The organism is Kitasatospora sp. NPDC002040 (assembly GCF_040296785.1).
GTDB lineage: Bacteria > Actinomycetota > Actinomycetes > Streptomycetales > Streptomycetaceae > Kitasatospora.
Genome location: NZ_JBEOXV010000013.1, coordinates 24727 through 45077, shown reverse-complemented (window position 1 = coordinate 45077; position 20351 = coordinate 24727). Strand labels below are relative to the sequence as shown.

Below are 20351 nucleotides of genomic sequence, written 5' to 3'. Positions count from 1 at the left end.
GAAACAGCTTCGACAATTCCCAGGAGGACATCATGAGCAATCCCTTCGAGAACGAGGACGGGCAGTTCCTGGTCCTGGTCAACCACGAGAATCAGCACTCCCTCTGGCCCGCCGGCATCGACGTCCCGGCCGGTTGGGACACCGTGAAGGCCGCCGCCCCCCGGGCCGCCTGCCTCGCGTACATCGAGGAGAACTGGACCGATCTGCGGCCCGCAGGCCTGACCTCCGGCAGCCCGTACGCCAAGAGTTCCTGACCGTCATTCATCCGCATTGGGGCGGGACCAAGAGAGGTCGAATGCCCTGGCTCCGGGAGGCCTAAATGATTCCGCTGTCCTTTGCGCAGGCCCGCCTCTGGTTCCTCAACCAGGTCGAGGGGCCCAGCCCGACCTACAACGTCCCGCTCACCGTCCGACTGCGCGGCCCGCTCGACCGGGAGGCGCTGCGGGCCGCGGTCGGCGACCTGGCCGACCGCCACGAAGCTCTGCGCACCGTGTACCAGGAGCGGGAGGGCAGCCCCTGGCAGCAGGTGCTGCAGCAGCCCGAGGTGCCCTGGGCGGAGGCGCCGTACACCGCCGGGGCCGTCACCGCCGCCGCCTCGCACGGCTTCGACCTGGCGGCCGAACTCCCGCTCCGGGCCCAGCTGTTCCGGGCCGGTCCGGAGGACCACACGCTGCTGCTGGTGCTGCACCACATCGCGGCCGACGGCTGGTCGCTGGGCCCGCTGCTGCGGGACCTGGCGGCCGCCTACCGGGCCCGCACCGCTGGGGCGGCGCCCGGGTGGGAGTCGCTGCCGGTGCAGTACTCCGACTACACCCTCTGGCAGCAGGAGCTGCTCGGTGCGGCGGACGACCCCGACAGTCTGACCGCCCGGCAACTCGCGTTCTGGCGCGAGACGCTGGCCGGTCTGCCGGAGGAGTTGACCGTCCCGACCGACCGGGTCCGCCCGGCTTCGCCGTCCTACCGGGGCGAGGTGCTGGCGACCCGGATCGGCGCCGAACTGAGCGCCCGGCTGGCCGAGTTCGCCCGGGGCAGCGAGGCCACGCTGTTCATGGTGGTCCAGGCCGCGCTGGCCGCGCTGCTGTCCCGGCTGACCGGGAGCACCGACGTGCCGCTCGGTACGCCGGTGGCGGGGCGGACCGACCAGGACCTGGAGGAGCTGGTCGGGTTCTTCGTCAACACCCTGGTGCTGCGGACCGACCTGTCGGGGGCGCCGAGCTTCCGCGAGCTGGTGGCCCGGGTCCGGGCGGCCGACCTGGACGCCTTCGCCCACCAGGACCTGCCGTTCGAGCGGCTGGTGGAGGAGCTCAACCCGGCCCGTAGCCTGGCCCGGCACCCGCTGTTCCAGGTGATGCTGGTGCTCCAGAACAGCCCCGAACTGCCTGCCGACTTCCCCGGCCTGACGGCCGAGACCGAGGTCATCGACCTGGACGTGGCCAAGTTCGACCTGATCGTGGAGCTGGCGGAGGGCCCGGCGGGCGAGGGCATCGGCGTGCTGATGAAGTACGCCACCGACCTGCTCGACCGGGAGTCGGTGGCCGCGCTGACCGAGCGGCTGTTCCGCCTGATCGAGGCGGCGCTGGCCGAGCCCGACCTGCCGGTGGGCCGGCTGGACCTGCTGTCGGCGGCGGAGCGGCGGACGCTGGCGCTGGAGTGGGCCGGTGCGCCCGCCCGGGTGCCGACCGAGCGGACGGTGCACGAGCTCTTCGCCGAGCAGGCCGACCGCGCTCCCGACGCCACCGCCCTGGTCTTCGGCGACCAGCGGGTCAGCTACCGGGAGTTGAACGAGCGCTCCACCCAGCTCGCCCACCACCTGGTCGCCGAGGGCCTCCGACGCGGCGACGTCGCCGGGATCTACCTGGAACGCTCGGTCCAACTCGTGGTCGCGGTGCTGGCCGTGCTCAAGGCCGGCGGCACCTACACCGTGCTCGACCCCGAGTTCCCGGTCGAGCGCCTCAACTCCCTGCTCACCCATACCCGACGGGTCGTCACCCGGGCCGCGCTGGCCGGGCGGCTCACCGCCGACGAGATCCTGATCGAGCCGGCCGCGCAGCACCCCGCCACCGCACTGCCCCCGATCGCCGGACCTCTGGACGCCGCCTGCCTGATGTTCACCTCCGGCTCCACCGGTGCCCCGAAAGGAGTCCTCTCCCCGCACCGGGCCGTCGTCGGCACCCTGCTCGGCCAGGACTTCGCCGACCTCTCCCCGGAGCAGACCTGGCTCCAGTGCTCCCCCGTCTCCTGGGACGCCTTCGCGCTGGAGCTGTTCAGCCCGCTGCTCTCCGGCGGCACCTGCGTGCTCCAGCCCGGGCAGCGACCCGAACCCGCTCTGATCGCCGCCCTGGTCCGCGAACACGCCGTCACCTCCCTGCACGTCTCCGCCAGCCTGCTCAACTTCCTGCTGGACGAGTACCCGCAGACCTTCGCCGGCCTGCGCCAGGTGATGACCGGCGGCGAGGCCGCCTCGACCGCCCATGTGCTCGAACTGGTCCGCCGCCACCCCGGGTTGCGCCTGGTGAACGGCTACTCGCCCGCCGAGTCGATGATCTTCACCGTGGCCCACCGGATCACTGCCGAGGACGCCGCCCGCAGCACCATCCCGGTCGGCCGGGCCCTCAACGGCAAGCAGCTCTGGGTGCTGGACCACGAGTTGTCGCTCCTCCCGCCCGGTGTGACCGGCGAGCTGTACATGTCCGGCCTCGGCCTGGCCCACGGCTACACCGCCCAACCCGCCCTCACCGCCGAACGCTTCGTCGCCAACCCGTACGCCGAACCCGGCGCCCGGATGTACCGCACCGGCGACCTGGTCCGCTGGCTCCCCGACGGCACCCTGGAATTCCTCGGCCGCGCCGACGACCAGGTCAAGATCCGCGGCTTCCGGGTCGAACCCGGCGAAGTGCAGGCCGCGTTGACCGCGCACGAGGGCGTCCGGCAGGCCGCCGCCGTGGTCCGCGAGGACACCCCGGGCGACAAGCGCCTGGTCGGGTACATCGTCACCGACCGCCCGGTCGACCCGACTGCGCTGCGCGCCTTCGTCGCCGAACGGCTCCCCGAGTACATGGTCCCCTCGGCCGTCGTCCTGCTGGACGCGCTGCCGCTCACCCCGACCGGCAAGCTCGACCGCCGGGCCCTGCCCGCCCCCGACCACACCCCGCGCGAGACCGGGCGCCCGCCCCGGAACGCGCAGGAGGCCGAACTCTGCGACCTGTTCGCCGAGATCCTCGGCTTCGACCGGGCCGGGATCGACGACGACTTCTTCGAACTCGGCGGCCACTCCCTGCTGGCCGCCCGCCTGATCGCCCGCATCCGCTCCGCCGCAGGCGTCGAGCTGACTGTCCGAGACCTGTTCGAGGCGCCCACCGTGCGGCGCCTCGCCGAGCGAATCCGTGGCGCCCGTGGGGCGCGAAAGGGGTCCTACGTCATGGAGCGTCCCGAAGAGATCCCGCTGTCGTACGCACAGCGCAGGCTCTGGTTCCTCAACAAGCTGGAGGGGCCGAACAGTACGTACAACGTCGCCCACACCATCCGGCTGCGCGGCCGGCTGGACGTCGAGGCGCTGCACAGCGCGGTCTCCGACGTGGTGGCCCGGCACGAGGCGCTGCGCACCGTCTTCCTGGAGGTGGACGGCGAGCCCTACCAGCGGGTGGTCGCCCCCGGGGTGGCCCGGCCGATGGTGACGGTGCTGGACACCGAGCCGGACGAGCTGCCGCTCGAACTCGACCTGGCCTCCCGGCACTCCTTCGACCTGATGGTCGAACTCCCGATCCGGGCCCACATCTTCGCCATCGCCCCCGAGGAGCACGTGCTGCTGCTGGTGATGCACCACATCGCCAGCGACGGCTGGTCGCTCGGCCCGGTGATGCGCGACCTGGCCACCGCGTACGGTGCGCGCTGCGACGGGTCCGCCCCGCAGTGGGAGCCGCTGCCGGTGCAGTACGTCGACTACACCCTCTGGCAGCAGGACCTGCTCGGCTCCGCCGACGACCCGGACAGCCTGCTCTCCCAGCAACTCGCCTTCTGGCGCCAGGCGCTGGCCGATCTGCCGGAGGAGATCGCGCTCCCCGCGGACCGCAGCCGTCCCGCGCTGCCGACCAACCAGGGCCAGGTCACCACCGCCCGGCTCGGCCAGGGGCTGCACCGCCGGCTGCTGGCCTTCGCCCGGGAGAACAACGCCACCCTCTTCATGGTGATGCAGGCGGCGCTGGCCGGGCTGCTCACCCGGCTCGGTGCGGGCACCGACATCCCGCTCGGCACCCCGACCGCCGGCCGTACCGACGACGCGCTGGAGGAGCTGGTCGGCTTCTTCGTCAACACCCTGGTGCTCCGCACCGACCTCACCGGTGACCCGACCTTCCGCCAGCTGGTGGCCCGGGTGAAGGAGAGCGACCTGGACGCCTACGCCCACCAGGACGTCCCGTTCGAGCGGCTGGTGGAGGAGCTGAACCCGGTCCGCACGCTCTCCCGGCACCCGCTGTTCCAGGTGATGCTGGTGGTGCAGAACAACGCCGAGGCCAAGCTGCGGCTGCCCGGCCTGGACACCGAGATCGCACCGGTCACCACCGACACCGCCAAGTTCGACCTGACCCTCGGCTTCACCGAGACCTTCGGGCCCGACCGCGAGCCGGCCGGCATCCGGGCGATGGCGGAGTACGCCACCGACCTGTTCGACCGGGCCACGGTCGAGGTGATCCTGGACCGGCTGGTCCGGCTGCTGGAGGGTCAGCTCGCCGAGCCGGACGTCCCGGTGGGCCGGCTGGAGATCCTCTCCGGCGACGAGCGGCAGGCGCTGCTGGTGGACTGGAACGACACCGAGACCGAGTTCCCGGCCGACCGCTGCGTGCACGAGCTGTTCGAGCAGCAGGCGGCCCGGCAGCCGGACGCGACCGCCCTGGTCTTCGGCGACCAGCAGGTCAGCTACCGGGAGTTGAACGAGCGCTCGATCCAGCTGGCGCACCACCTGGTGGCCGGCGGCTTCGGGCGCGGCGACGTGGCCGGGGTCTACCTGGAGCGTTCGGTCCAGCTGGTCGTCGCGGTGCTGGCCGTGCTCAAGGCCGGCGGCACCTACACCATGCTCGACCCGGACTTCCCGGTCGAGCGGATCGCCACCGTGCTGACCCACACCGACGCCCGCTTGCTGCTCACGGTCGAGGAGCTGGCCGGACGCCTCACCGGCGGCCACCGCGAGCTGGCCCTGGACACCGAGGCCGGGCTGATCGCCCGTCACCCCGTCACCGGCCTGACCGGCCTGGCCGACCCCGGCGACGCCGCCTGCGTGATGTTCACCTCCGGCTCCACCGGCGTCCCCAAGGGCGTGGTCTCCCCGCACCGGGCCATCGTCGGCACCCTGGTCGGCCAGGGCTTCGTGGACTTCGACCGGGCCCAGGTCTGGCTCCAGTGCGCCCCGGTCTCCTGGGACGCCTTCGCGCTGGAGCTGTTCGGCCCGCTGATGTCCGGCGGGGTCTGCGTGCTCCAGCCCGGCCAGCGCCCCGAGCCGGCCGTGATCGCCGAACTGGTGGTCCGGCACCGGGTCACCTCGCTGCACGTGTCCGCCAGCCTGCTCAACTTCCTGCTGGACGAGTACCCGCAGGTGTTCACCGAGCTGCGCCAGGTGATGACCGGCGGCGAGGCCGCCTCCATCCCGCACGTGATGCGCCTGGTCCACCGCTTCCCCAGGCTCCGCCTGGTGAACGGCTACTCGCCCGCCGAGTCGATGATCTTCACGGTCTCGCACGAGATCACCCCGGCCGACGGCACCCGCCCGTCCATCCCGGTCGGCCGCCCGCTCGGCAACAAGCGCCTCTACGTCCTGGACGAGGGCCTCGGCCTGGTCGCCCCCGGCGTCATCGGCGAGCTCTACATGTCCGGCGTCGGCCTGGCGCACGGCTACGCCGGCCAGGCCGCGCTGACCGCCGAGCGCTTCGTCGCCTGCCCGTACGACGCCCCGGGGAGCCGGATGTACCGCACCGGCGACCTGGTGCGCTGGCGCGGCGACGGCATCCTGGAGTTCCTCGGCCGGGCCGACGACCAGGTCAAGATCCGCGGCTTCCGGGTCGAACCCGGCGAGGTCAGGGCCACCCTGGCCGGCTACCCCGGGGTCGGCCAGGCCGCGGTGGTGGTCCGCGAGGACCGGCCCGGTGACAAGCGGCTGGTCGCCTACGTGGTCACCGACGGCACCCCCGAGGCACTCCAGGTCGACGCGGCCGCGCTGCGCACCCACGTCGCGGGCCTGCTGCCCGAGTACATGGTGCCCTCGGCGGTGGTCTTCCTGGACGCGCTGCCGATCACCCCGACCGGCAAGCTGGACCGCCGCGCGCTGCCCGCCCCCGACCACTCGCACCGACCGCAGGGACGTGAACCCCGGAACGCCCAGGAGGAGTTGCTCTGCGGCCTGTTCGCCGAGATCCTCGGCCTGGAGTCGGTCGGCATCGACGACGACTTCTTCGACCTCGGCGGCCACTCCCTGCTGGTCACCCGGCTGGTCAGCCGGCTCCGCTCGGTGCTCGGCGTCGAGATCGGCATCCGGGACCTGTTCCAGGCGCCGACCGTGGCCCGGCTCGGCAAGCGGGTCGACCGGGCCCAGCACGCCCGCCCGGCGCTGCGCGCGGTGGCCAGGCCGGAGCGGCTCCCGCTCTCCTTCGCCCAGCAACGGCTCTGGTTCCTCGGCCAGTTGGAGGGCCAGGGCTCGGCCTACAACGTCCCGGTCACGATCCGGCTGCGCGGGGCGCTGGACGCCCGGGCGCTGCAGGCCGCGGTCTCGGACGTGGTGGCCCGGCACGAGGTGCTGCGCACCGTCTTCCAGGAGTGGGCCGGTGAGCCGTACCAGCGGGTGCTGGACCCGGCCGAGGTCGAGGTCCCGTGGCAGCAGCTGCCGGTCACCGAGGCCGAGCTGCCCGGCCTGATCGCCGGGGCGGCCAACCAGGGCTTCGACCTCTCGGCCCAACCGCCGCTGCGGGTGCACCTGTTCGAGCTGGACCCGCAGGAGCACGTGCTGCTGCTGGTGCTGCACCACATCGCCAGCGACGGCTGGTCGATGGGCCCGCTGGTCCGCGACCTGGGCACCGCGTACGCGGCCCGGAGCACCACCGGCGACGCCCCCGACTGGCTGCCGCTGCCGGTCCAGTACGCCGACTACACCGTCTGGCAGCAGGAGCTGCTCGGTGCGGCGGACGACCCGGGCAGCCTGATCGCCCAGCAACTCGCCTTCTGGCGCTCGGCACTGGCCGACCTGCCGGAGGAGTTGACCGTCCCGCTGGACCGCCCGCGACCGGCCGCGCCGACCAACCTCGGCGACGGCGTCACCATCAGCGTCGGGGCCGAGCTGCACAGCAGACTGCTCAGCTTCGCCCGGGAGCACCAGGCCACCCTCTTCATGGTGCTCCAGGCCGGGCTGGCCGCCCTGCTCTCCCGGCTCGGCGGTGGCACCGACATCCCGCTCGGCACCCCGGTGGCCGGCCGGGTGGACGAGGCCGCCGACGACCTGGTCGGCTTCTTCGTCAACACCCTGCTGCTGCGCACCGACGTCTCCGGCGACCCCGGCTTCCGCGAACTGGTGGCCCGGGTCCGGGAGTCCGACCTGGACGCGTACGCCAACCAGGACGTCCCGTTCGAGCGGCTGGTGGAGGAGCTCAACCCGGTCCGCACGCTGGCCCGGCACCCGCTGTTCCAGATCATGCTGGTGGTGCAGAACAACAGCGCCGCCGAGCTGGTGATCCCCGGACTGGCGGCGGAGATCGTCCCGGCGGGCGTCGACACGGTCAAGTTCGACCTGACGGTGGCCGTCACCGAGCGCCGCGAGCAGGGCGCTCCGGCCGGGCTGCGGATCAACGTGGACTACGCCTCCGACCTCTACGACCGGGACACCGTGGAGGAGTTGGCGGCCCGGCTGGTCCGACTGCTGGAGGGCGCGCTGGCCGCGCCGGAGCTGCCGATCGGTCTGGTCGACGTGCTGTCGGCGGCGGAGCGGCGGACGCTGGCGCTGGAGTGGGCCGGCGCGCCCGCCCGGGTGCCGACCGAGCGGACGGTGCACGAGCTCTTCGCCGAGCAGGCCGACCGCGCCCCCGACGCCACCGCCCTGGTCTTCGGCGACCAGCGGGTCAGCTACCGCGAGCTGAACGAACGCTCCACCCAGCTCGCCCACCACCTGGTCGCCGAGGGTCTACAACGCGGCGACGTCGCCGGGATCCACCTGGAACGCTCGGTCCAACTCGTGGTCGCGGTACTGGCCGTGCTCAAGGCCGGCGGCACCTACACCATGCTCGACCCCGAGTTCCCGGTCGAGCGGATCAACACGGTGCTCGACCACACCCGGGCCCGACTGGTGGTCACCCACTCCGCCCTGGCCGGCCGGCTGATCGGGCCCGAGGTGCTGACGGACCGCCTGCCCGCCCTGCCCACCACCCCGCTGCCCCCGATCGCCGGGCCGCTGGACGCCGCCTGCCTGATGTTCACCTCCGGCTCCACCGGCACCCCCAAGGGCGTGGTCTCGCCGCACCGGGCCGTCGTCGGCACCCTGCTCGGCCAGGACTTCGCGGCTCTGGACCCCGGCCAGGTCTGGCTCCAGTGCTCCCCGATCTCCTGGGACGCCTTCGCGCTGGAGCTGTTCAGCCCGCTGCTCTCCGGCGGGGTCTGCGTCCTTCAGCCCGGCCAGCGCCCCGAGCCCACCGTGATCGCCGCCCTGGTCCGCGAACACGCCGTCACCACGCTGCACGTCTCCGCCAGTCTGCTCAACTTCCTGCTGGACGAGTACCCGCAGGTCTTCGCCGGCCTGCGCCAGGTGATGACCGGTGGCGAGGCCGCCTCGATGGCCCATGTGATGCGCCTGGTCACCGACTTCCCGCAGATCCGGCTGGTGAACGGCTACTCCCCCGCCGAGTCGATGATCTTCACCGTGGCCCACCACGTCACCGCCGACGACGCCCGCCGCCCGAGCATCCCGGTCGGCCGCCCGCTGAACGGCAAGCAGCTCTGGGTCCTGGACGCCCACCTCGGGCTGGTCGCCCCCGGTGTCACGGGCGAGCTGTACATGTCCGGCCTCGGCCTGGCCCACGGCTACACCGCCCAACCCGCCCTCACCGCCGAACGCTTCGTCGCCAACCCCTACGCCGAACCCGGCGCCCGGATGTACCGCACCGGCGACCTGGTCCGCTGGCTCCCCGACGGCACCCTGGAATTCCTCGGCCGCGCCGACGACCAGGTCAAGATCCGCGGCTTCCGGGTCGAACCCGGCGAAGTCCGCACCGCCATCGGCCGGTTCGCCGGCGTCAGCCAGTCGGCGGTGGTGGTCCGCGAGGACAACCCCGGCGACAAGCGCCTGGTCGCGTACGTGGTCACGGACCGCCCGGTCGACCCGGCCGCCGTCCGCGCCTTCGTCGCCGAACGGCTGCCGGAGTACATGGTCCCCTCGGCCGTCGTCCTGCTGGACGCGCTGCCGATGACCCCGACCGGCAAGCTGGACCGCCGCGCCCTGCCCGCCCCCGACCTGACCCAGCGCCCGGTCGGCCGGGCCCCGCGCGACGAGCGGGAGGAGAAGCTCTGCGGCCTGTTCGCCGAGATCCTCTGCCTGGAGACCGTCGGCATCGACGACAACTTCTTCGAACTCGGCGGCCACTCCCTGCTGGTGACCCGTCTGATCAGCCGGGTCCGCTCGGTGATGAGCGCCGAACTGACCATCAAGGCGGTGTTCGAGGCGCCCACCGTCGCCGAGCTGACCGGCCGTCTGACCACCGCCGTCCGCGCCCGGCCGGCCCTCCGCGCCCGCACCAAGGAGGTCTCCTCGTGATCCCGCTCTCCTACGCGCAGACCCGCCTCTGGTTCTACGAGCAGATCGCGGGCACCAGCTCGGCCTACAACCTGCCCTACGCGCTGCGCCTCAGCGGTGAGTTGGACCCCGAGGCGCTGCGGCTGGCCCTGACCGACGTCACCGGCCGCCACGAGGCGCTGCGCACCACCTACGGCGAGGCCGACGGACAGCCGTTCCAGCGGGTGCTGCCGACCGAGGACGTCGTCCCCGAGTGGACCGTCACCGACTGCACCGAGCCGGAGCTCACCGCCGCCCTGGCCCGGGCCTGCAACCTCGCCTTCGACCTGACCGCCGACCTGCCGATCCGGCCGTTCCTGTTCCGCCTCGGCGAGCAGGAGCACGTGCTGCTGCTGGTGATGCACCACATCGCCACCGACGGCTGGTCGCTGGGCCCGCTGGTCCGCGACCTGGCCGCCGCCTACCGGGCCCGCCGCCGGGGCACCGAGCCGGACTGGGAGCCGCTGCCGGTCCAGTACGCCGACTACACCCTCTGGCAGCACGAACTGCTCGGCACCGACGACGACCCCGACAGCCTGCTCAGCCAGCAACTCGCCCACTGGCGCGAGGCGCTGGCCGACCTGCCGGACGAGGTCGCCCTCCCGCTGGACCGCCCCCGCCCGGCCGAGCCCTCGCACAAGGGCACCGCCGTCTCCGCCGTCAGCTCGCCCGAGCTGCATGCCCGGCTGCTCGCCTTCGCCCGGGCCCAGCAGGCCACCGTCTTCATGGTGGTGCAGGCGGCCCTGGCCACCCTGATGTCCCGGCTCGGCGCGGGCACGGACATCCCGATCGGCTCCGCCACCGCGGGCCGCACCGACGAAGCGCTGGACGACCTGGTCGGCTTCTTCGTCAACACCCTGGTGCTGCGCACCGACCTCTCCGGCGACCCCGGGTTCCGCGAACTGGTCGGCCGGGTCCGGGAGTCGGACCTGGCGGCCTTCGCCCACCAGGACGTCCCGTTCGAGCGCCTGGTCGAGGAGCTCAACCCCGCCCGCAGCCTGGCCCGGCACCCGCTGTTCCAGATCATGCTGCTCGCCCAGCAGGCGGGCGACGGCACCGGCGGGGGCCCGGACTTCGCCGAACTCTCCACCACAGCAGTCCCGGTGGGCACCGACGCGGTCAAGTTCGACCTCACCCTCGCGGTCGGCGAGCACCACCGCGAGGGCAGCCCGGCCGGGCTGCGGCTGAACGCCGACTACGCGACCGAGGTGCTGGACGGGGAGACCGTCCGGCGGCTGCTGGACCAGCTGCTCCGGCTGCTGGACTCCGCGCTGGCCGACCCGGAGCTGCCGGTCAGCCGGCTCGACCTGCTCACCGAGGCCGAGCGGCACACCCTGCTCACCGACTGGAACGACACCGCCGTCCCCGCCACCACCGACCGGCCGGTGCACGAGCTGATCGCCGATCACGCCCGCCGCACCCCCACCGCCACCGCGCTGGAGCACGGCACCGAGAAGATCGACTACGCCGAACTCGACGCCCGGGCCAACCGGTTGGCCCACCACCTGACCACCCGAGGGGCCGCCCCGGGAGTCCTGGTCGGCCTCTGCCTGGAACGCGGGATCGACCGGGTCGTCACCCTGCTGGCGATCCTCAAGACCGGCGCCGCGTACGTCACGCTGGACGCCTCCTACCCCGCCGACCGGCTCGCCTTCATCGCCGCGGACGCCGCGCTGCCGCTGCTGGTCACCCGGCCCGAGCTGCTCGACCGCCTGCCCGCCACCTCCGCCGCCCTGGTGCTGCTCGACCGCGTGCCGGACGGCCCCGACACCGCGCCCGCCGTCACCGTCGGCCCCAGGGACGCCGCGTACGTCATCTACACCTCCGGCTCCACCGGCCGCCCCAAGGGCGTGGTCTGCGAACACGCCGGCCTCAGCGACCTGTGCGCCTGGAAGGTCCGGGAGTTCGGCTTCACTCCGGCGGACCGGGCCAGCCAGCTCTCCACCCCCGGTTTCGACTCCTCGGTGATCGAGCTCTGGCCGGTGCTCACCGCCGGTGGCACCGCCGTCCTGCCGGAGACCCGCCTGCTGGACGACGCCGAGGCGCTGACCCGGTGGATCGCCGACTCCGGCACCACGGTGTGCTTCATGCCGACTCCCAGGCTGGAGGCCGCACTTGACGAGCTGACGGCCGATCCGGGCGCCCTGCGGCTGGTCTACGTCGGCGGCGACACGCTGCGCCGCTGGCCCGCACCCGGCTCGCCGTTCCGGCTCTCCAACCAGTACGGGCCGACCGAGTTCACCGTGGCGGCCACCGCCGCCGACCTCGGGCCCGAGCCCACCCCCGGCGCACTGCCGCCGATCGGCGGCGCGAACGACAACACCCGGCTCTACGTACTGGACCGGCACCTCGCCCCCGTCCCGGTCGGCGCCACCGGCGAGCTGTACCTCGCCGGAGCAGGACTGGCCCGCGGCTACCTGAACCGCCCCGGCCTGACCGCCGAACGCTTCACCGCCTGCCCGTACGGCGCCCCCGGCGAGCGGATGTACCGCACCGGCGACCTGGTCCGCCGCCGCCCCGACGGCCAACTCGCCTTCGCCGGACGGGCCGACCAGCAGGTCAAGATCCGCGGCCTGCGGATCGAACTCGGCGAGATCGAAGCACTGCTCACCCGCCACCCCGAGGTCACCCAGGTCGCCGTCGACCTCCACCAGGGCCCCGGCGGCCGGAAGGATCTGGTCGCCTACCTGACCGGCACCCGGCCGCTCGACCCGGCCGAGCTGCGTCGGCACGCGGGCGAGTGGCTGCCGGACTACATGGTGCCGACCGTCTTCGTCCAGCTCGACGCGCTGCCGCTGACGCCCAACGGCAAGCTCGACCGGCGCGCCCTGCCCGCCCCCGAACTCCCCACCCGCCAGGCCGGCCGGAGCCCCCGCAACGAACGGGAGGAACTGCTCTGCGGCGTCTTCGCGGATCTGCTCGGCCTGGAGTCGGTCGGCGTCGACGAGAACTTCTTCGACCTGGGCGGCCACTCCCTGCTGGTCACCCGTCTGATCAGCCGGGTCCGCACGGTGATGGGCGCCGAGCTGACCATCAAGGCCGTGTTCGAGGCCCCCACCGTCGCCGCGCTGGTCCACCAGCTGGTCACCGAAGGCGGTTCGCGCCCCGGACTGCGCCGCACCGCCCGGGACGCGGCCGTGCCGCTCTCCCCCGCCCAGGCCCGGCTCTGGTTCTACGAGCAGGCCCAGGGGACGGGCAGTACGGCGTACAACTTCCCGTACGCGATTCGCCTGCACGGGGAGTTGGACAGCCCGGCCCTGCAACTCGCCCTGGACGACGTGATCGCCCGGCACGAGACCCTGCGCACCACCTACCAGGAGGTCGACGGCGAACCCCGCCAGCGCATCGTGGCCGCCGAGGCCGCCAGGCCCGGCTGGTTCTTCGGACGCTGCGCCGAACCGGATCTCGCCGCCGAGCTGGCCCGGGCCTGCAACGTGCCGTTCGACCTGGCCGCCGAGCTGCCGATCCGGCCCCACCTGCTCCAACTGGACCAACAGCAGCACGTGCTGCTCCTGGTGCTGCACCACATCGCCACCGACGGCTGGTCGCTCGGCCCGTTCACCAAGGACCTGGCCACCGCCTACCGGGCCCGCCGGGACGGCGCCGCACCGGACTGGCAGCCGCTGCCGGTCCAGTACGCCGACTACACCCTCTGGCAGCACGAACTGCTCGGCACCGACGACGACCCCGAGGCCCTGCTCTCCCGCCAACTCGCGCACTGGCGCGAGGCGCTGTCCGGCCTCCCGGACGAGGTCACGCTCCCGCTGGACCGCCCCCGCCCGGCCGAGCCCACCCACCAGGGCGCGGCGGTCACCCTGACCAGCTCGCCCGAGCTGCACGCCCGGCTGCTCGCCTTCACCCGGGCACACCACGCCACCACCTACATGGTCGCGCAGGCCGCCCTGGCCGCCCTGCTCTCCCGGCTCGGCGTCGGCACCGACATCCCGATCGGCTCCGCCACCGCCGGGCGCACCGACGAGGCCCTGGACGACCTGGTCGGCTTCTTCGTCAACACGCTGGTGCTGCGCACCGACGTCTCCGGCGACCCGGGCTTCGGCGAACTGGTGGCCCGGGTACGGGAGTCCGACCTGGCCGCGTTCGCCCACCAGGACGTCCCGTTCGAGCGGATCGTCGAGGAGCTCAACCCCGCCCGCAGCCTGGCCCGGCACCCGCTGTTCCAGATCATGCTGCTGGCCCAGCCGCCCGGCAGCGGCCAGGGTCCCGAGTTCACCGGGCTTGCCGCCGCGTCCGTCCCGGTAGGCACGGACGCGGTGAAGTTCGACCTCACCCTGGCCGTCACCGAGACCCTCGAGGACGGCGCTCCGGCGGGTCTGCGGCTGAACGCCGACTACGCGACCGAGCTGCTCGACCAGGACACCGTCAGCCGGCTGCTCGGCCAGTTCCTCCGGCTGCTGGAGGCCGCGCTCGACGACCCCGCCCGGCCCGTCGGCGAGCTCGACCTGCTCTCCGAGGCCGAGCGCCGGACCGTGCTGGTGGACTGGAACGACACCGCCGTCGCGTTCCCGGCCGACCGCCGGGTGCACGAGGTGATCGCCCGGCAGGCCCGGCTGACCCCGACCGCCACCGCGCTGGAGTGCGGCAGCGAGCGGATCGGCTACGCCGAACTCGACGCCCGGGCCAACCGGTTGGCGCACCACCTGATCGCCCAGGGCGCCGCCCCCGGCACTCTGATCGGGGTCTGCCTGGAGCGGGGCACCGCCCAGGTGGTCACCCTGTTGGCGATCCTGAAGACCGGCGCCGCGTACGTCCCGCTGGACGCCTCCTACCCGGCCGAGCGGCTCGCCTTCATCGCCGCCGACGCCGCCCTGACCCTGGTGGTCACCCAGCCCGGGCTGGCCGACCGGCTGCCCGGCACCGTCCAGGTCCTGTTCGGCACCCAGCAGGGTGCCGAATCCGCACCTGCGGTCCGGGTCGGCGCCAGGGACGCCGCGTACGTGATCTACACCTCCGGCTCCACCGGCCGCCCCAAGGGCGTGGTCTGCGAACACGCCGGCCTGAGCAACCTGACCGACTGGATGATCCACGAGTACGGGCTGACCGCGGCCGACCGCTCCAGCCAGCTCGCCACCCCCGGCTTCGACTCCTCGGTGATGGAGCTCTGGTCGATCCTCTGCGCCGGCGGCACCGCCTGCCTGCCGACCCCGCAACTGCTGCAGGACGCCGAGGCGTTGACCCAGTGGGTGGCCGAGGCCGGGATCACCGCCTGCTACATGCCCACGCCCCGGATGGAGGCCGCCCTCGACGACCTGACCGCCAACCCCGGTGCACTGCGACTGATCTACCTCGGCGGCGACGTGCTGCGCCGCTGGCCCGCGCCCGGCGTCCCGTTCCGGATGTCCAACCAGTACGGGCCGACCGAGTTCACCGTCACCACCACCGCCGCCGACCTCGGCCCGGAGCCGAGCCCGGGCGCGCTGCCGCCGATCGGCCGCCCCGCCGCCAACACCCGGGTGTACGTGCTGGACGACCGGCTCAACCCGGTCCCGATCGGCGCCACCGGCGAGCTGTACCTCGCCGGAGCCGGACTGGCCCGCGGCTACCTGAACCGCCCCGGCCTGACCGCCGAACGCTTCACCGCCTGCCCGTGCGGCGCACCCGGCGAGCGGATGTACCGCACCGGCGACCTGGTGCGGCTCCGTCCCGACGGCCAACTCGCCTTCGCCGGAAGGGCCGACCAACAGGTGAAGATCCGCGGCCTGCGGATCGAACTCGGCGAGATCGAGGCCTTGCTCGCCCGGCACCCCGAGGTCGGCCAGGTCGCGCTGCTGGTCCGGGAGGACCGGCCCGGGGACAAGCGCCTGGTCGCTTACCTCACCGCCGACCGGCCGCTCGACCCGGTCGAACTCGCCCGGCACTCCGCCCGGTGGCTGCCGCAGTACATGGTCCCGGCCGCGTTCGTGCAGCTCGACCGGCTGCCGCTGACGCCCAACGGCAAGCTCGACCGCCGCGCCCTGCCCGCCCCCGAGCTCCCGGCCGACCGGGCGGGCCGGGAGCCCAGGGACGAGCGCGAGCGGGTGCTGTGCGCGATCTACGCCGAGGTGCTCGGGCAGCCGGCCGTCTCGATCGACGACAGCTTCTTCGACCTGGGCGGCCACTCCCTGCTGGTGACCCGTCTGATCAGCCGGGTCCGCACCGCGCTCGGCGCCGAACTGACCATCAAGGCCGTGTTCGAGGCCCCCACCGTCGCAGAGCTGGTGACCCACCTGACCGGCGGCACCCGCCCCCTCCTGCGCCCGGTCGAGCGCGGCAGCACCGTCCCGCTGTCGCACGCCCAGGCCCGGCTCTGGTTCCACGAGCAGATCCAGGGCCCGGGCCCCGCCTACAACCTGCCGTACGCGCTGCGCCTGAGCGGTGAGTTGGACACCGGGGCACTGCAGCTCGCGCTCACCGATCTGACCGACCGCCACGAGGCGCTGCGCACCACGTACCACGAGATCGACGGTGAACCCCGGCAGCGGGTCCGGCCCGCCGGGACGGCGCCGCACTGGACCCTGGCGGACTGCGCCGAGCAGCGCCTCGACGCCGAACTCGCCCTCGCCTGCGGCCATGTCTTCGACCTGACCGCCGACCTGCCGATCCGGCCCTTCCTCTACCGGCTCGGCGAGCAGGAGCACGTGCTGCTACTGGTGATGCACCACATCGCCAGCGACGGCTGGTCGCTCGGCCCGCTGGTCCGCGACCTGGCCACCGCCTACGCCGCCCGCCGGGACGGTACCGCGCCGGACTGGCTGCCGCTGCCGGTCCAGTACGCCGACTACACCCTGTGGCAGCACGAACTGCTCGGCACCGACGACGACCCCGACAGCTTGCTGAGTCAGCAACTCGCCCACTGGCGCGAGGCGCTGGCCGGCCTCCCGGACGAGGTGCCGCTCCCGCTGGACCGCCCGCGCCCGGCCAAGCCGTCCTTCCGGGGCGCGGCCGCGAGCACCACCAGCAGCCCCGAGCTGCACGCCCGGCTGCTCGCCTTCACCCGGGAGCAGCACGCCACCACCTACATGGTGGCGCAGGCGGCGCTCGGCGCCCTGCTCTGCCGGCTCGGCGTCGGCACCGACATCCCGATCGGCTCCGCCACTGCGGGCCGCACCGACGAAGCGCTGGACGACCTGGTCGGCTTCTTCGTCAACACGCTGGTGCTGCGCACCGACGTCTCCGGTGATCCGAGCTTCCGTGAACTGCTGCACCGGGTCCGGGAGTCGGACCTGGCGGGGTACGCCCATCAGGACGTCCCGTTCGAGCGCCTGGTCGAGGAGCTCAACCCGACCCGCAGCCTGGCCCGGCACCCGCTGTTCCAGATCATGCTGCTCGCCCAGCCGCCCGGCGAGGGCCATGCCGCCGCCTTCCGGGGCCTGACCTCCGCTCCGGTCCGGACCGGCACCGGCGCCGCCAAGTTCGACCTCACCCTGGCCGTCGCGGAGACCCTGCACGACGGCGCACCGGCGGGCCTGCGCCTGAACGCCGACTACGCCACCGACCTGCTCGACCACGACACCGTGACCCGCCTGCTCGGGCAGTTCCTCCGCCTGCTGGAGACCGCCCTCGCCGACCCGGACCTGCCGGTCAGCCGGCTCGACCTGCTCACCGACGCCGAGCGGCACACCCTGCTCACCGACTGGAACGACACCACCGTCCCCGCCACCACCGCCCTCCCGGTGCACGAGCTGATCGCCGATCACGCCCGCCGCACCCCCACCGCCACCGCGCTCGAGCACGGCACCGAGAAGATCAGCTACGCCGAACTCGACGCCCGGGCCAACCGGTTGGCGCACCACCTGATCGCCCAGGGGGCCGCCCCCGGCACCCTGATCGGCGTCTGCCTGGACCGGGGCACCGAACTGGTCACCACCCTGCTCGCCATCCTCAAGACCGGCGCCGCGTACGTCCCGCTGGACGCCTCCTACCCGACCGAGCGGCTCGCCTTCCTGGTCCGGGACGCCGCCCTGACCCTGGTGGTCACCCGGCCCGAACTGGCCGACCGCCTGCCGGACGTACCACTGGTCCTGCCCGGCCACCCGGACGGCCCCGACACCGCGCCCGCCGTCACCGTCGGCCCCAGGGACGCCGCGTACGTCATCTACACCTCCGGCTCCACCGGCCGCCCCAAGGGCGTGGTCTGCGAACACGCCGGCCTCGGCGACCTGTGCGCCTGGATGGCCGACGCGTACGGCCTCTCGGCCGCCGACCGCTCCAGTCAGATCGCCACCCCGGGCTTCGACGCCTCGGTGATGGAGCTCTGGCCGGTGCTCGCCGCCGGCGGCACCGCCGTCCTGCCGGACAACCAACTGCTGGACGACGCCGAGGCGTTGACCCGCTGGGTGGCCGGGGCCGGGATCACCACCTGCTTCATGCCGACCCCCCGGCTGGAGGCCTCGCTCGACGACCTGACCGCAGCACCCGGGGCCCTGCGCCTGCTCTACCTCGGCGGCGACACGCTGCGCCGCTGGCCCGCCCCGGGCGTCCCGTTCCGGATGGTCAACATGTACGGGCCGACCGAGTTCACCGTGGCGGCCACCGCCGCCGACCTCGGCCCCGAGCCCACCCCCGGCGCGCTGCCGCCGATCGGCGGCCCGGTCCACAACACCCGGGCCTACGTGCTGGACCGTCACCTCGCCCCCGTCCCGGTCGGCGCCACCGGCGAGCTGTACCTCGCCGGAGCGGGCCTGACCCGGGGCTACCTCAACCGCCCCGCCCTGACCGCCGAACGCTTCACCGCCGACCCCTACGGCGCCCCCGGGACCCGGATGTACCGCACCGGCGACCTGGTCCGCCGCCGCCCGGACGGCCAACTCGCCTTCGCCGGACGGGCCGACCAGCAGGTCAAGATCCGCGGCCTGCGGATCGAACTCGGCGAGATCGAGGCCCAGTTGGCCCGGCACCCCGAGGTCGGCCAGGTCGCCCTGGACGTCCGGGAGGACCGGCCGGGCAGTCGGCGGCTGGTCGCCTACCTGACCGGCACCCGGCCGCTCGACCCGGCCGAGCTGCGCTCCTTCGCCGCCGGGCAGCTGCCCGACTACATGGTCCCGGCCGCCTTCGTCCAGCTGGACGCGCTGCCGCTGACGCCCAACGGCAAGCTCGACCGCCGCGCCCTGCCCGCCCCCGAACTCCCCACCCGCCAGGCCGGCCGGAGCCCCCGGGACTCCCGGGAGGAGCTGCTCTGCGGGATCTTCGCCCAGGTGCTCGGGCAGCCGGAGGTGGGGATCGACGACAACTTCTTCGACCTCGGCGGCCACTCCCTGCTGGCCACCCGGCTGGTCAGCCGGATCCGCTCGGCCCTCGGCGCCCGGCTCAGCCTGCGGGCCCTGTTCGAGGCGCCGACCGTGGCCGAGCTGGCCGAACGCCTCGACTCCGGCGAGGAGTCGGACTCGCTCGCCGTCCTGCTGCCGCTGCGGCCGCGCGGCTCGCGCACCCCGCTGTTCTGCGTCCACCCGGCCGCCGGGGTGAGCTGGGTGTTCTCCGGCCTGATCGGCGCGCTCGACCCCGACCAGCCCGTGTACGGGCTCCAGTCCCGGGCCTTCGCCGACCCGGAGGCGGCGCCCGCGAGCATCGAGGAGATGGCCAAGGACTACCTGGAGCAGATCCGCCGGGTCCAGCCCACCGGCCCGTACCAGCTGCTCGGCTGGTCGTACGGCGGCGCGGTCGCGCACTCGATGGCGGTCCAGCTCCGGGCCGCGGGCGAAGAGGTCGCGCTGCTGGCGATGCTGGACGGCTACCCGCCGATCGAGGCGCAGCTCCGCGACTGGTCCCCGGAGGACGGCGAGACGCTGGCCGCCCTGCTCGGCACCCTCGGCTACCCGCCGGCCGGCTACCGGAACGGCCGGCCGACCCCGGCCGAGTACCGGGAGGCGGTGCAGCGCGCCGACGGCCCGCTGGCCGGCCTCGAACCGGAGCTGCTGGCCGCCCTCCCCCGGGTGTTCGCCGGCAACCTCAACCTGCTGACGGACCATCGGCCCGGCCACTTCGACGGCGAGGTGCTGTTCTACCTGGCCACCGCCGACCGCCCGGCCGACGCCCCCGACCCCGCCGTCTGGCAGCCGTACGTCGGCGGCGGGCTCACCGTCCACCCGATCGACTGCACCCACGCCCGGATGACCGGCCCCGAGCCGCTCGCCGCGATCCGTCCCACCCTGACCGCCGCCCTGCTCCCTGGAGACCCCCGATGACCACTGCCCCGCCCACCACCGAGAGCGCCTTCGCCGTCCGGGTGGTCCGCCGCTTCTACGAGCTGGTCGACCTCGGCGACGCCCCGGGCCTGGCCGCGCTGTTCGCGCCGGACGCCGAGTACCGCCGCCCGGGCTACGGGCTGATGACCGGCCCCGAGGGGCTGCTCGGCTTCTACGGGCGGGACCGCACCATCCGCTCCGGCAACCACACCCTGAGCACCGTGCTCGCGGACGGCCCGACCGTCGGCGTGTTCGGCGAGTTCCACGGGGTGCTGCACTCCGGCGACCCGGTCGACCTGCGCTTCGCCGACAGCTTCACCGTCCGCCCCGACGGGCTCTTCGCCACCCGCGACACCTACTTCTTCGCACCCCTCGTCTGA

4 protein-coding genes are annotated in these 20351 nt (G+C 73.6%); all 4 read left to right on the top strand.

The annotated features are described in order from the left end of the window. Positions 1–32 precede the first annotated feature (32 nt). Positions 33–254 carry an MbtH family protein gene (locus ABT118_RS24450; protein ID WP_350672673.1) on the top strand — a complete coding sequence of 74 codons (222 nt, stop codon included), beginning with the start codon at positions 33–35 and terminating at the stop codon, positions 252–254. 65 nt (positions 255–319) lie between these two features. Then, positions 320–9775, top strand: coding sequence for a non-ribosomal peptide synthetase (locus tag ABT118_RS24445; protein WP_350672670.1), 9456 nt, complete (start codon positions 320–322; stop codon positions 9773–9775). Beyond that, positions 9772–19971: a non-ribosomal peptide synthetase gene (locus ABT118_RS24440; RefSeq protein ID WP_350672667.1), complete on the top strand. Its 10200-nt coding sequence runs from the start codon at positions 9772–9774 to the stop codon at positions 19969–19971. Before ABT118_RS24445 ends, ABT118_RS24440 begins: the two co-directional genes overlap by 4 nt. Next, positions 19968–20351: a nuclear transport factor 2 family protein gene (locus ABT118_RS24435; RefSeq protein ID WP_350672665.1), complete on the top strand. Its 384-nt coding sequence runs from the start codon at positions 19968–19970 to the stop codon at positions 20349–20351. The genes ABT118_RS24440 and ABT118_RS24435 overlap by 4 nt, the downstream gene beginning before the upstream one ends.

Bases quoted from the DNA above. Each gene is read 5' to 3' on its own strand.
- ABT118_RS24450 (WP_350672673.1), top strand. From the start codon at position 33: ATGAGCAATCCCTTCGAGAACGAGGACGGGCAGTTCCTGGTCCTGGTC.
- ABT118_RS24435 (WP_350672665.1), top strand. From the start codon at position 19,968: ATGACCACTGCCCCGCCCACCACCGAGAGCGCCTTCGCCGTCCGGGTG.
- ABT118_RS24445 (WP_350672670.1), top strand. From the start codon at position 320: ATGATTCCGCTGTCCTTTGCGCAGGCCCGCCTCTGGTTCCTCAACCAG.